This is a genomic window from Metabacillus litoralis, assembly GCF_003667825.1.
Taxonomy (GTDB): domain Bacteria; phylum Bacillota; class Bacilli; order Bacillales; family Bacillaceae; genus Metabacillus; species Metabacillus litoralis_B.
This window is the reverse complement of sequence record NZ_CP033043.1, coordinates 2321231-2335000: the sequence shown is the minus strand read 5'-3', so window position 1 is coordinate 2335000 and position 13770 is coordinate 2321231. Positions and strand designations below refer to the sequence as shown.

Here is a 13770-nt window from a genome sequence, read left to right as displayed (position 1 = left end):
AAGACGTTTCTGATTTTGTTTAGTTTTGAGAGAACTATCTCTCAATATATGTTCCTTGAAAACTAGATAACGGAAACAATTCAAGTAATTCACTGAGTTTAAACGCTTAGTTTAGTGATTCTCTTAATAATTGATTTAAACGACATCTTCGATGTCAAAGGTTAAGTTGTTAAGGGCGCACGGTGGATGCCTTGGCACTAGGAGCCGATGAAGGACGGTACTAACACCGATATGCTTCGGGGAGCTGTAAGTAAGCTTTGATCCGGAGATTTCCGAATGGGGAAACCCACTGCTCGTAATGGAGTAGTATCCTCACCTGAATTCATAGGGTGATGATGGCAGACCCGGGGAACTGAAACATCTAAGTACCCGGAGGAAGAGAAAGCAAACGCGATTTCCCAAGTAGCGGCGAGCGAAACGGAAGAAGCCCAAACCAAGAGGCTTGCCTCTTGGGGTTGTAGGACACTCATGTACGGAGTTACAAAGGAACGGAGTAAATGAAGAGGTCTGGAAAGGCCCGTCAAAGAAGGTAACAACCCTGTAGTTGAAACTTCGTTCCCTCCAGAGTGGATCCTGAGTACGGCGGGACACGTGAAATCCCGTCGGAAGCAGGGAGGACCATCTCCCAAGGCTAAATACTCCCTAGTGACCGATAGTGAACCAGTACCGTGAGGGAAAGGTGAAAAGCACCCCGGAAGGGGAGTGAAAGAGATCCTGAAACCGTGTGCCTACAAGTAGTCAAAGCCCTGTTGATATTTCCTTGCGGGAAATCACGGGTAATGGCGTGCCTTTTGTAGAATGAACCGGCGAGTTACGATCCCGTGCAAGGTTAAGTTGATAAGACGGAGCCGCAGCGAAAGCGAGTCTGAATAGGGCGAATAAGTACGTGGTCGTAGACCCGAAACCAGGTGATCTACCCATGTCCAGGGTGAAGTTCAGGTAACACTGAATGGAGGCCCGAACCCACGCACGTTGAAAAGTGCGGGGATGAGGTGTGGGTAGCGGAGAAATTCCAATCGAACTTGGAGATAGCTGGTTCTCTCCGAAATAGCTTTAGGGCTAGCCTTGAAATGAGAGTCTTGGAGGTAGAGCACTGATTGGACTAGGGGCCCCCATCGGGTTACCGAATTCAGTCAAACTCCGAATGCCAAAGACTTATGTTCAGGAGTCAGACTGCGAGTGATAAGATCCGTAGTCAAGAGGGAAACAGCCCAGACCACCAGCTAAGGTCCCAAAGTATACGTTAAGTGGAAAAGGATGTGGAGTTGCTTAGACAACCAGGATGTTGGCTTAGAAGCAGCCATCATTTAAAGAGTGCGTAATAGCTCACTGGTCGAGTGACTCTGCGCCGAAAATGTACCGGGGCTAAACGTATCACCGAAGCTGTGGACTGTTCTTACGAACAGTGGTAGGAGAGCGTTCTAAGGGCTGTGAAGCCAGACCGTAAGGACTGGTGGAGCGCTTAGAAGTGAGAATGCCGGTATGAGTAGCGAAAGAGGGGTGAGAATCCCCTCCACCGAATGCCTAAGGTTTCCTGAGGAAGGCTCGTCCGCTCAGGGTAAGTCGGGACCTAAGCCGAGGCCGAAAGGCGTAGGCGATGGACAACAGGTTGAAATTCCTGTACCACCTCCTCACCGTTTGAGCAATGGGGGGACGCAGAAGGATAGGGTAAGCGCGCTGTTGGATATGCGCGTCCAAGCAGTTAGGCTGACAATGAGGCAAATCCCGTTGTCGTGAAGGCTGAGCTGTGATGGCGAGGGAATTATAGTACCGAAGTTCCTGATTCCACACTGCCAAGAAAAGCCTCTAGCGAGGTGAGAGGTGCCCGTACCGCAAACCGACACAGGTAGGCGAGGAGAGAATCCTAAGGTGAGCGAGAGAACTCTCGTTAAGGAACTCGGCAAAATGACCCCGTAACTTCGGGAGAAGGGGTGCTTTTTAGGGTGAATAGCCCGGAAAAGCCGCAGTGAATAGGCCCAGGCGACTGTTTAGCAAAAACACAGGTCTCTGCGAAGCCGCAAGGCGAAGTATAGGGGCTGACGCCTGCCCGGTGCTGGAAGGTTAAGGGGAGAGGTTAGCTGCTGAGCGAAGCTTTGAACCGAAGCCCCAGTAAACGGCGGCCGTAACTATAACGGTCCTAAGGTAGCGAAATTCCTTGTCGGGTAAGTTCCGACCCGCACGAAAGGCGTAACGATCTGGGCACTGTCTCAACGAGAGACTCGGTGAAATTATAGTACCTGTGAAGATGCAGGTTACCCGCGACAGGACGGAAAGACCCCGTGGAGCTTTACTGTAGCCTGATATTGAATTTTGGTACAGCTTGTACAGGATAGGTAGGAGCCTGAGAAGCCGGAGCGCTAGCTTCGGTGGAGGCGTCGGTGGGATACTACCCTGGCTGTATTGAAATTCTAACCCACAGCCCTGATCGGGCTGGGAGACAGTGTCAGGTGGGCAGTTTGACTGGGGCGGTCGCCTCCTAAAATGTAACGGAGGCGCCCAAAGGTTCCCTCAGAATGGTTGGAAATCATTCGTAGAGTGTAAAGGCACAAGGGAGCTTGACTGCGAGACCTACAAGTCGAGCAGGGACGAAAGTCGGGCTTAGTGATCCGGTGGTTCCGCATGGAAGGGCCATCGCTCAACGGATAAAAGCTACCCCGGGGATAACAGGCTTATCTCCCCCAAGAGTCCACATCGACGGGGAGGTTTGGCACCTCGATGTCGGCTCATCGCATCCTGGGGCTGTAGTCGGTCCCAAGGGTTGGGCTGTTCGCCCATTAAAGCGGTACGCGAGCTGGGTTCAGAACGTCGTGAGACAGTTCGGTCCCTATCCGTCGTGGGCGTAGGAAATTTGAGAGGAGCTGTCCTTAGTACGAGAGGACCGGGATGGACGCACCGCTGGTGTACCAGTTGTCTTGCCAAAGGCATAGCTGGGTAGCTATGTGCGGAAGGGATAAGTGCTGAAAGCATCTAAGCATGAAGCCCCCCTCAAGATGAGATTTCCCATAGCATTTAGCTAGTAAGATCCCTGAAAGATGATCAGGTTGATAGGTCAGAGGTGGAAGCGCGGTGACGTGTGGAGCTGACTGATACTAATCGATCGAGGACTTAACCTAATAGAAAAGCGGAAGAAGCTTAGCTTTTATCCATAGGGAATTGGAGCGATCGAGATGAAGTCGTTCTTTGACTTCTTCGAGAGAGTGAAATTACCGTAGGATTTGGCTTCTGGAGCTGGACAAAGTAAGAGCATAAACTCAGTAGAGTGAAGTTGAATTGTAAATCGTTATCTAGTTTTGAAGGAATATCCTTCAAACTAAATATTATTTGGTGATGATGGCGAAGAGGTCACACCCGTTCCCATGCCGAACACGGAAGTTAAGCTCTTCAGCGCCGATGGTAGTTGGGGGTTTCCCCCTGTGAGAGTAGGACGTTGCCAAGTAAGATGAGAAAAGATCAGTAGAGATGCTGGTCTTTTTCTGTGAAAATAAATTAAAGGTTTAAACTTGATCGCATTTGATTAAGCTATAGATAATTAAATTTGGCAATAGGAAAGCAGAGCTACCGTACTTTACGGTTTCTCGTTTAACTTTTCTATTTTTTGTCTATAATGCTAATTTGAAGTTAACTCGTGGTAGGGTTTTTTGTTCTGAAGCATATGATAGACAATCGTAAGCATTCGGTGTCCTATGGCAACGAGTGCTTTTTTCTTTCCTCTTCTCGCAGCCAACGACCAATATTTGATTCCCAACCTTTTATTACGACTCCTTGAAACAGCCCATGCAGCTTCGCACAATGCAGATTTAATATGTGGATTTCCTCTAACTGTTCGTGTACTTTTTCTTTTTCCTGCACTTTCATGATTTCCAGGTGATAATCCTGCCCATGAAGCGAGATGTTTAGAAGTTGGAAACTGTCCCATATCTACACCAATTTCTGCAAGGATGACTGCAGCTGTATCTTTTTTAATACCCGGCATTGTGATTAAAAGTTGAACTTCTTCCTGATAGTCTAGTAAGATTTCATCGATCCTTTTCTCAATATCGGATATTAACGTTTCTAGATAAGTAATATGCATCCAGGATTGTTGGATTAGAAAAAGTTGATGATCATTTAATGTACCGAATAAAGAATCAGTAATCAATTGTTTTTTATGAGCCATTCTTCCATGTATCTTTTTCTCAACTTCTTCCTGATCAATAAAACCTTCAGATATTAATTGTTCCAAGAGTTTCCTTCCTGAAACACCAAAAACATCTGAAATAACAGTACTTAATTTTATGTTTGAAGTCTCTAACACTTTTTGAATTCGGTTCTTCTCAGATGTCATATGCCCAATCCATTTCTTTCTAAGTCGAGTCAAATCTCGTAAATTTCGAAAGTCTTCTGGAGGGACAAAGCTTTTCTCTATTAGTCCATGTCTTAATAATTTAGCTATCCATTCTGCGTCCGAAACATCTGTCTTCCTACCGGGAACGTTTTTAATCCTTTGTGCATTAGCCAAAGTAATATCAAAAAAATCTTCTAAGATGTTGTAAACTGGTTTCCAATAAACTCCCGTACTCTCCATCGCAATGTGAGTGACTTCTTTTTCTTCTAACCATTTAAGCAGACGAAATAAATCCTTCGTTAATGTTGGGAAAGTTTCAATTACTCTTTCCAATTCAGCTTCTGAATCACCTAGTAATACACAAGCCACAATGGTTTCTGAGTGAACATCCAAACCAGCACAACGTTTGTGTAAAGTTTCCACCTTATTCACCTTCATAAAATTATTCCACAGACAGTGGAATGAATTTGAAATTAAACATTTTTCTGTTCGTAGTCATCCTAGACATAGGGAGCTAACAATGGGTTGTACACCAAATTCATTCCAACAGTTTTTTGTACAGGGTCGAACCACCAATAAAGACCACGTTATATACTCACTGTTTGCGGTATCAACATTATGGGATGAGAACTCTATTTTCATTCCGGGGTTGAGAGCGAAAGATCATGAATGTTTTTTGTGTAGTAAAAGGTAATGAAATCGAAGATTTGAAATAGAGAGATAGAGACTAAATAAGACTACTAGCCTGAGGCTTGGGAGAAGCAAGAAGGTCAAGGAAGCGCAGGGAGTGAAGACCGGAGTGTGCGGTCTTGCCACATGAGGATTTGAACGAACAAGCTGACGCAGAGATTCGCCGCTTATCGCAGCAAGCCGATAGTCCGAACACGGAAGTGAAGCTCTTGCGCCGATGGTAGTTGGGGTTTCCCCCTGTGAGAGTAGGACGTCGCCAAGTAAGATGGAGGCAGTAGAGATGCTGGTCTTTTTTTGCTTATAAAAAAAGTAAGGGTGAAGCATAAATATAATTTTTATTATGAAGATGCATGGTAGAAACAAATTTAAAGGTACAAGCAAGAGTAAGTAGAGGAAATGTAGAATTTTGTCGAATCGAAGATAAAAACGGGAAAATCGAAGATAAACCTCTAATAATCGTAGATACCCCTCTTATAATCGAAGATAAGACTCTAGTAATCGTAGATACCCCTTGTAAAATCGCAGATAAACATATTAATCACAGTTAAAATGTTCATGGAAGAAGACCTATGCATCCATTCTTAAGAAAAAACTGGTTTATAGAGTGAATACAAGCAATATTTCCTTTCTATTTCCTGCCTGATTTACCGTTCATCACCGCTATGAACGACATTCCCTTTCTGAGTCCTACCATTTGTGTCGTTCATCCCACTTATGAACGACAGAACATGCACTTTTCCAACCACTTGTGTCGTTCATCCCACTTATGAACGACAGAACATGCACTTTTCCTACCACTTGTGTCGTTCATCCCATTTATGAACGACAGAACATGCACTTTTCCTACGACTTTTGCCGTAGATCCCCTTATGAACGACACACACGCTCTTTTCCGCTCGCATTTGTTGTTGATCCCCTAATGAATTAAAGTCCTGAAGCTTTGGTATTAAGGTAAGTATTGTTGAACAAGAAGATCTAAATGTCTTCTGAAGACTAAAAAACCTCTTTACAAGTCAAATTCATGACTAGTAAAAAGGTTTTTATAAAGATATATATTTTATGATTTTTCTAATGGCTTTTCCCAAGCTTCAACATTTTTTAAACCTTTAATAGAGGTTTTATCAAAGACTGGATCTTTTCCATTTGCTTTTTGCTTTGTATAGTCGTTAAGTGCAGAAAATGCAATTTTGCCAAGTATTGAAATGGCGATTAAATTAATAATTGCCATTAGGCCCATAAACATATCGGCTAAACTCCACACGAAGTTTAAGGAAGCTAATGATCCAAAAGCAACCATAAATACAGCAGCAATACGATAAATAATAAGATAGATCTTTTTTTGATTTATAAATTCAATATTAGATTCTCCGTAATAGTAGTTCCCGACGATAGAGCTGAATGCGAACATAAGAACGATAAACGCAAGAAAAATTCCAGCCCATGATCCTATAGAAGTTTCTAGTGCTTGTTGTGTTAGGATAATACCATCTGATTCTTGAGAGGTATAAAGACCTGATAACAAGATGATAAATGCAGTTGAACTACAAATAATAATCGTATCAACAAACACCCCAAGCGCTTGAATTAAACCTTGTTTAACAGGGTGGCTGACATCCGCGGTAGCTGCAGCATTAGGTGAACTTCCCATCCCAGCTTCGTTTGAAAACAAACCTCGTTTGATTCCATTCATCATTGCGGCACCTAAAGCACCACCTGCAGCCTCTTTAAGTCCAAAGGCACTTTCGAATATTAATATAAAAACACCTGGGATTTCTGTAATATTTGTTAGCATGATGAATAGAGCAATAAGAATATAGGCACCTGCCATAATTGGTACAATAATTTCAGATACCTTGGCAATTCTTTTAATCCCACCAAAGATAATAATCGCTGTGATAATAGATAAAATAATAGCAATTAGTACCTTGCTAATACCGAATGATGAGTGAAAAGCACTTGTAATTGTATTTGCCTGAACAGAATTAAAAGCTAAGCCAAAAGTTAGCGTTATCAATACAGCAAAGGTCACACCCATCCAACGAGCGTTTAGTGCTTTTTCCATGTAATAGGCCGGACCACCGCGAAATGTGTCCCCGTCTTTTATTTTATAGATTTGTGCAAGTGTACTTTCAACAAAGGCAGATGCGGAGCCAATTAAGGCAATTAGCCACATCCAAAAAACAGCTCCTGGTCCTCCTGTTGTAATTGCGATGGCAACACCAGCAAGGTTACCAGTACCAACACGAGAGGCCGTACTAATACAAAATGCCTGAAAAGATGAAACCCCCTTTTTATTAGCAGCTGCACCTTCACCTAATAAGCGAACCATTTCGCCAATCATTCGAAATTGAACAAATTTTGTTCGAACAGTAAAATAAATTCCTGCCCCAATTAACATAATGATTAATACATACGACCATAACAATGTATTTGTTCCATTAATGATATTTTCAATTATTGTCATAAATCAATCTCCTTCTAAAGCTATTCTAACTAAATACTTTTATTATATTAGCATATTAGAAGTTCCTGATAAACTATTCTATTGAAAGAAGTGAAAAAAGCGTGTGGGATAAATAGTAGAGTGGGAAGAAAAAGGAGGATTAGTGGTATTTTAAGGCCTGATCACACCTACATGCCTAGTTGTGATTAGGCCAATATGTATATTCATGATTAGAATAACTAGTTAGTGCCTAGTTGAACATTAGAGATTACACCAATATCCTCAAGAAACTCATCTATTACTTCGGAATATTTCTCACGGTTTTCAGCGTATGACATTGCGTGAGAGCCTTTTTCAGCAATATAGAGCTTTCTATAGCCAGCTTTCTTATTGTATAGTTGCTTCGTCATATCAACAGGTATGTAGTCATCATCCTTACTATGAATAAAGAGGACAGGATTATGGATATTATTTATTATGCTAATTGGGGAAACATCTTTAAGTGAATACCGGTCACGAAGCTTAACAAATGGTTTAGCAATTGGCATAACCAAAAATCCAGGAATATTAAATTCGACCTTAAGGCGATAAAGAAGTTGAGCTTCTAGTTCAGAAAACGGACAATCGGCTATGTAAAAGTCAGCTCCATCCTCAACCATCCCACCATAAAGTAGAGTAGTAACTGCTCCCATAGATTCGCCATGTATACCTAAAATAAGTGATTCACCAACCTCATTTTTTAGCCAGTTAACAACAGTCTGAAGGTCAAATTTTTCATAGTAACCATAGCTTGTGGTTTTACCTCCACTTTCACCATGGCGTCGATGATCGTAAATTAATACATTCCAGCCCTTTTTGATAAATAAATTCATATATTTAACTGAATTTAGTCGATTAACTGTTACACCATGACAAATAATAATGTACCGATTAGTATGATGTGGTTCATAAAGAGCTCCCTTAATTTGATATCCGAATTGAGAAGTAATAGAGAAATCTCTTTTATCAAGAGAGTCAAAATCTTTTTGATTATAAAAACCATATTTTGTTTCTCTGTTAATGATGTCTTCATCTTTCTTCTTTTTGATGTACATCATCTTATTCGTAAAGAAAAAGCCAACAATTAAAACATACGAAAGGATGATTAGGATAGTCGTTAATATTTTTTTCATGAAAAGCCTCCTAAATGAACATACCTTTTATTTTACATGAAAAGAAGGTGTTCACCAATAATCCGTTATGAAATAAAAGAAGACAAGCGTTATGCCTGTCTTCAGTAATTATTGCGGTGAGTTTTGTCTTTTTGTTGGATGAATAGCCTTTTCCATTTCTTCCGCTGCCATCTTATTATTGGTTGTGTCAGAATTTGGTTTGCCTTTTTGTCCACGTTGTTTTGCCATATTACATCTCTCCTTTCTTTCATTAAAATGTCTGATAGATCAGCAAATTATACAATTGCTCTATTTAATCCCATTTCATATTCATTCGTTTAGGTTAGTAGATGTTTTATTTCTAATTATTGGCTAATTAAAACAAGAGGTACTAGTAGTTAAAACTGTGATAAATTTGCTATAATTTTTAATAGATTGAGGGTAAGAGGAGGCAACTTAGATGAAGAAATCAAACAAAAAGAAAAAGGATGATCAAGCTGTATCTTTATCAGATCATTTAAATAATGATCTTTTAGAACAATTGAAGGCCGTAAAAAAGGATTTAACAAAAGAGCATGAAGAAAAAGAGGCGGCTCTTGAGCGTAAACGGATTGAGGAGAGAAAGCAAAGAGAGAAAAATAAAAGTTTTGAAGAGCTTTTTAATGAAAGCTCACTATCATGGAAAGAGTTCAAATGAAAAAATTAAAAGCGGGGGTTAACTCCGCTTTTAAACTTTAACGATGTTGTGCGTATTTATCAAATTTTGTGAGTGTTTGTAGCTGTTCATAGGTTTGCTGTGACAGTCTTTCTGAGGATCCTGCCTCAGCATTTTCAATTAATTGCTTTAACTTGCTAGCTCCTGGTATAACAGTACCAACTACATCTTGGTGTAGGCAATATTGTATAGCTAGTTCAGTCATAGTATGGTTAGAGTCTACTTGTTCTAACATAGATAGTACACTTTTTAGCTCAGCCTCTGAATAAGTTAAGTAGCCTTTAGATGTTGATTTTTCTCCTAAAGGTTTTTTAGTAAGAAGTCCTTTTGCAAGCGGACCACGGGCAATGACACTTACATTATGCTCTTTTATGATAGAAAACCATTCTTCTGGACGACGATCCAATAAGCTGTATTGCATCATAATTGAAACTATGTTCGATTTGCTCAAATATTCCTTAATCACATTAGGGCGAATAGAGGAAATACCATAATATCGAATGACACCTTCTTGCTTTAATTCTTCAAAGGCTTCAATCGTCTCATCAATATGATCTTCAATTGTGCCTCCATGTAACTGATAAAGGTCAATATAATCTGTCTGTAGACGTTTTAAACTGTCTTTGACAGCGGTTTTTATATATGCCTTAGATGGATCCCATGTCCAGCCTGTTTTATCTTCTTTCCACTTGTTTCCGACTTTTGTTGCTAAGATTATCTCGTTACGTTGATGTTTAATCGCTTTACCAACAAGCTCCTCGTTTACACCTGCATCATATAAATCAGCTGTGTCTAAATAATTTATTCCCAAGTTAATTGCCCTATCAACAAGTGAAAGGGCATGTTTTTCCTCTGTACCTAATGACATACAACCAAGGCCAACTTCACTCACAAATAAATCAGATTTACCGAGTTGTCTTTTTCGCAAACATAATCACTCCAGTATAATATCAAGTCATATCATTGAGATTAGTACAAAGCCTGGTGAAAATCAACTGAAAAAGACCCTGCTGTTCATTCTTAATTAAAAGTATTATTAGTAAAGGTGCCACGACGATTTCTTTTCTTTTTATTGTGCTTTTCGTTTTGAACCCATTCATTCACCGTTGAGTAAATGCTTGCATATTCTTTTAATTTTGCTCTGATTTCCCAAGCCTTACCTACAAGAGTGATTCCTTGATCATGTCGATAGATTTTCACCCGGCAATCCATTCCCTTCCAGTTAAGATATGATAGAATGTATGAGGATAAAAAAGCTTATAGAACAGGAGCTGAAGTAACGATGAAACTGAACGAAACAACATTATCATCTAAAGAGATTTATAAAGGCAGAATTATTGATTTATATGTAGAACAAGTTGAACTTCCAAACGGAAAGACAAGTTCAAGAGAAATTGTTAAGCATCCAGGGGCTGTAGCAGTTATAGCGATTACTCCGGAAAATAAAATTGTTATGGTAGAGCAATTTCGTAAGCCATTAGAACGTAATTTAGTGGAAATCCCAGCCGGAAAACTAGAAAAAGGGGAAGAACCTGAAACGACAGCACGAAGAGAACTTGAAGAAGAAACAGGGTACACTTGTACTCATTTAGAACCACTTATTTCTTTTTATACATCTCCTGGTTTTGCAGATGAACTTGTTCATTTATTTCTTGCGGAAAATCTTGAAAAGCTTTCAGAGGCAGCAGAATTAGATGAGGATGAATTTGTTGAGGTGATGGAGGTAACACTAGAGGAAGCTGAAGAAATGATTGCAAATAAACGAATTTACGATGCGAAAACAGCCTATGCTGTTCAGTATTTACGATTAAAGCATACTGTGAAAAATTCAAGTAAATAATTATAAAACTAAAGGATGTTAGCACCTATGAACAGTTATTTTGCTGACTTACATATTCATATAGGACAAACAAATTCAGGAAAGCCAGTGAAAATTACTGCTTCAAGGTCACTTACCTTGGAAAACATATTAATTGAAGCAAGTGAACATAAAGGGATCGATATTGTAGGGATCATTGATTGTCATGTACCAGAAATCATTTTAACTCTCGAAAAACTTCTTGAGGATGGGAGTTGTGTTGAGTTAGAAGGTGGTGGCATACGATTTCAGCAAACAACACTAATTCTTGGAAGTGAGCTAGAAATTTATGATGAAAGCTGTAAAGGGCCAATTCATGTTTTAGTCTATTTTCCAACACTTCAAAAAATGAAAGAATTCTCAATCTGGCTTTCTAAAAGAGTAACCAACAACACATTAAGTTCACAAAGGATATATGAAACCGGAAAAACATTACAAACAGTTGTAAAAGAGCTAGACGGATTATTTATACCTGCACATATCTTCACACCGCATAAGAGCTTATATGGTAGTGGCGTATCTCAATCATTAAAGGAAGTTTTTAACCCAGATCAGTTTGATGCAGTAGAGCTAGGGCTAAGCTCTGATACAAAAATGGCGGATCAAATAGCTGAGTTACATACTTATCCTTTTTTAACGAATTCGGACGCTCACTCATTACCGAAAATTGGTCGTGAATATCAAAAGTTATTGTTAAATGATCCAAACTTTTTAGAATTAAAGAACGCATTGCGAAATGAAAATGGTCGTAGTATTGTAGCGAATTATGGATTGAATCCATATTTAGGAAAGTACTATGAAACAACATGTGAGAAGTGCGGACAAAAGCCTGAAATTGGTGCAACAATATGTGAAAGCTGTGGAAGTGAGAGATTCACAAAAGGGGTTTCTAAACGTTTGAAAGAGTTATCTAACGGACTCAAAAATAACAATCCCCGCCCACCTTATATCCATCAAGTGCCGCTTCAATTTATTCCAGGGCTTGGACCTAAAACACTTGAAAAGCTGAAAGATTTGTTTGGAACAGAAATGAATATTTTACACGAAGTACCTAGGACAGAGCTTCAAAAAGTTGTTTCGGAAAAAATAGCAGAATATATTGTTGCTGCAAGAGAAGGTCGATTACAGGTCAATTCGGGTGGGGGAGGAACGTATGGGAAAATAACGGGAATATAGGGGGAATTCCCCCTTTCATCAGGTATGTTGTTCAAATGTTTTAGCAAAAATAAATGTATCTCTAACATTTTTGCCGTCAACTGACATATCAGCAGAACGAAAAGTTCCCTCCAAAGTAAATCCAAGTTTAGTAGGGATTTTTCGGCTACGTTCATTTCTGGTGTCACACCTAATCTCTATTCTTCTAGCCTTTAGTTCGCTAGTAGCAAAATTGATAAGCCCCTCAACTGCTTCCGTTATATACCCTTGACCACTGTATCTAGTATCAATCCAGTACCCAATCTCAAAGCTTCTAACCTTCCAATTCATTCGATGAAGTCCAGTGCTGCCAATAAATTGCCCTGATTGGCGGTCAAATATGAGAATTCTGAGATCCTCTCTTAAAATAAATTGTGCAACAGCTTCTCGAATATTTTGTTCTGTTTCTTCAAGAGTTGGTTCTTTTTGCGCAAAGGGCATCCATTTTTTTAATTCAGGAAGAGATGCAATAATTGCCTCGTTTACTGCTTTTCCATCACCAGCTTTTGGAGCTCGAAGTAGTAAACGTTTTGTTGTGAATTCGGTAGGGAAATCTAGTAAAATAGGGTTCATTCTTGACACATCCTTTATATGGAATATTTTTTAGTAGTATATCCTAGTAAACTATAAAAGAAAACCATTTTTAAGTCATAGAAACTGGTTCCTCTCATATACTCTAGTAAGTGAAAAACGGGAGGAATTTTTACATGCAAAGACAACTGCCGATTAGTGCAACGATTAAACAGCATCTTAAAGAGCATTCTTCAATATATTTATTTGTTTTTGTTTTATTTTTAATGGGAGTTATTTTTGGTGCCATAATTGTAAACAGTATGAACTTGAGTCAAAAAGAGGACCTTTATTATTATTTAAATCGATTTTTTGGACAAGTAGCAGAAGGAAAAGTGGCGAGTTCAGCAGACATGTTTCAGCAAAGCTTTTTTCACAATCTAAAATATTTAGGATTAATGTGGATACTTGGAATTTCCATTATCGGTCTGCCGGTTATATTAGTTATGCTCTTTATTAAAGGGATGGTTGTAGGATTTACGGTAGGATTTTTAGTGAATCAGCTAGGATTAAAGGGGTTCTTGCTGTCATTTGTTACAGTGTTGCCACAAAATATTTTATTAATCCCTGCTTTTATTATCATGTGTTCTGTGGCCATATCGTTTACATTAAAAATGATCAAACAGCTATTTATGAAGAAAACAAACTCAATGGAAGCTCCGTTTTCTTTATTTATGAGATATGTATCTGTCTTTTTGTTTATAAGCATTCTAGCAGTCGTTGCATCAAGCTTTGAAGCGTATGCTTCTCCGTTTTTAATGAAAAATGTAGTGGAATTTGTTAGTAAATAATAATTATTATTATATAATAGACATTATTTTTATT

The 13770-nt window shown here is 39.4% G+C and carries 9 protein-coding genes, 2 rRNA genes and 1 pseudogene; 6 read left to right on the top strand and 6 right to left on the bottom strand.

From position 1 onward, the window contains the following. Nucleotides 1-159: 159 nt before the first annotated feature. Together D9842_RS11590 and rrf are read left to right on the top strand one after the other, a co-directional pair. Nucleotides 160-3113, top strand: a 23S ribosomal RNA gene (locus D9842_RS11590). Between the two features lie 207 nt (nt 3114-3320). Beyond that, nucleotides 3321-3436 (top strand): 5S ribosomal RNA (gene rrf, locus D9842_RS11585). Between the two features lie 171 nt (nt 3437-3607). Here rrf and D9842_RS11580 read toward each other — a convergent pair. From D9842_RS11580 to D9842_RS11565, 3 genes are all read right to left on the bottom strand, one after another. After that, a complete protein-coding gene (locus D9842_RS11580; protein ID WP_121662675.1) occupies nt 3608-4747 on the bottom strand; it encodes an IS110 family RNA-guided transposase in 1140 nt (379 codons plus the stop codon). Between the two features lie 1324 nt (nt 4748-6071). After that, on the bottom strand, nt 6072-7478 hold the full coding sequence (locus tag D9842_RS11570) for an alanine/glycine:cation symporter family protein (RefSeq protein WP_121662673.1): 1407 nt from the start codon (nt 7476-7478) through the stop codon (nt 6072-6074). 218 nt (nt 7479-7696) lie between these two features. Further along, nucleotides 7697-8629: an alpha/beta hydrolase gene (locus D9842_RS11565; RefSeq protein WP_121662672.1), complete on the bottom strand. Its 933-nt coding sequence runs from the start codon at nt 8627-8629 to the stop codon at nt 7697-7699. Between the two features lie 439 nt (nt 8630-9068). On the opposite strand from D9842_RS11565, the gene D9842_RS11560 reads away from it, so the two are divergent. Next, nucleotides 9069-9305 (top strand): YqkE family protein, encoded by a 237-nt coding sequence (locus tag D9842_RS11560; protein WP_121662671.1) that lies wholly within the window; start codon nt 9069-9071, stop codon nt 9303-9305. A gap of 37 nt (nt 9306-9342) precedes the next feature. On the opposite strand, the gene D9842_RS11555 is transcribed toward D9842_RS11560, so the two are convergent. Further along, nucleotides 9343-10251 (bottom strand): aldo/keto reductase, encoded by a 909-nt coding sequence (locus tag D9842_RS11555; RefSeq protein ID WP_121662670.1) that lies wholly within the window; start codon nt 10249-10251, stop codon nt 9343-9345. Between the two features lie 161 nt (nt 10252-10412). Beyond that, nucleotides 10413-10523, bottom strand: a pseudogene (mciZ, locus tag D9842_RS26680) (Z-ring formation inhibitor MciZ); the annotation flags it as partial. A gap of 37 nt (nt 10524-10560) precedes the next feature. Here mciZ and D9842_RS11545 point away from each other — a divergent pair. Next, a complete protein-coding gene (locus D9842_RS11545; RefSeq protein ID WP_373995105.1) occupies nt 10561-11163 on the top strand; it encodes an NUDIX hydrolase in 603 nt (200 codons plus the stop codon). Between the two features lie 27 nt (nt 11164-11190). Continuing rightward, the gene (locus D9842_RS11540; protein ID WP_121662668.1) at nt 11191-12357 is read left to right on the top strand and encodes a TIGR00375 family protein; all 1167 of its coding nucleotides are present in this window, start codon (nt 11191-11193) and stop codon (nt 12355-12357) included. An 18-nt stretch (nt 12358-12375) separates the two neighbouring features. On the opposite strand, the gene D9842_RS11535 is transcribed toward D9842_RS11540, so the two are convergent. Continuing rightward, entirely contained in the window at nt 12376-12948 is a 573-nt protein-coding gene (locus tag D9842_RS11535; RefSeq protein ID WP_121662667.1) for a GNAT family N-acetyltransferase, read from the bottom strand. Nucleotides 12949-13082: 134 nt separating this feature from the next. On the opposite strand from D9842_RS11535, the gene spoIIM reads away from it, so the two are divergent. Next, nucleotides 13083-13736: a stage II sporulation protein M gene (gene spoIIM / locus D9842_RS11530; protein ID WP_121662666.1), complete on the top strand. Its 654-nt coding sequence runs from the start codon at nt 13083-13085 to the stop codon at nt 13734-13736. The last annotated feature ends 34 nt before the right edge of the window (nt 13737-13770 follow it).

Excerpts from the sequence above, each read along its gene's own strand:
- D9842_RS11570 (WP_121662673.1), bottom strand. The coding sequence starts at position 7,478 with ATGACAATAATTGAAAATATCATTAATGGAACAAATACATTGTTATGG.
- D9842_RS11565 (WP_121662672.1), bottom strand. The coding sequence starts at position 8,629 with ATGAAAAAAATATTAACGACTATCCTAATCATCCTTTCGTATGTTTTA.
- D9842_RS11560 (WP_121662671.1), top strand. The coding sequence starts at position 9,069 with ATGAAGAAATCAAACAAAAAGAAAAAGGATGATCAAGCTGTATCTTTA.
- D9842_RS11545 (WP_373995105.1), top strand. The coding sequence starts at position 10,561 with ATGTATGAGGATAAAAAAGCTTATAGAACAGGAGCTGAAGTAACGATG.
- D9842_RS11540 (WP_121662668.1), top strand. The coding sequence starts at position 11,191 with ATGAACAGTTATTTTGCTGACTTACATATTCATATAGGACAAACAAAT.
- D9842_RS11535 (WP_121662667.1), bottom strand. The coding sequence starts at position 12,948 with ATGAACCCTATTTTACTAGATTTCCCTACCGAATTCACAACAAAACGT.
- spoIIM (WP_121662666.1), top strand. The coding sequence starts at position 13,083 with ATGCAAAGACAACTGCCGATTAGTGCAACGATTAAACAGCATCTTAAA.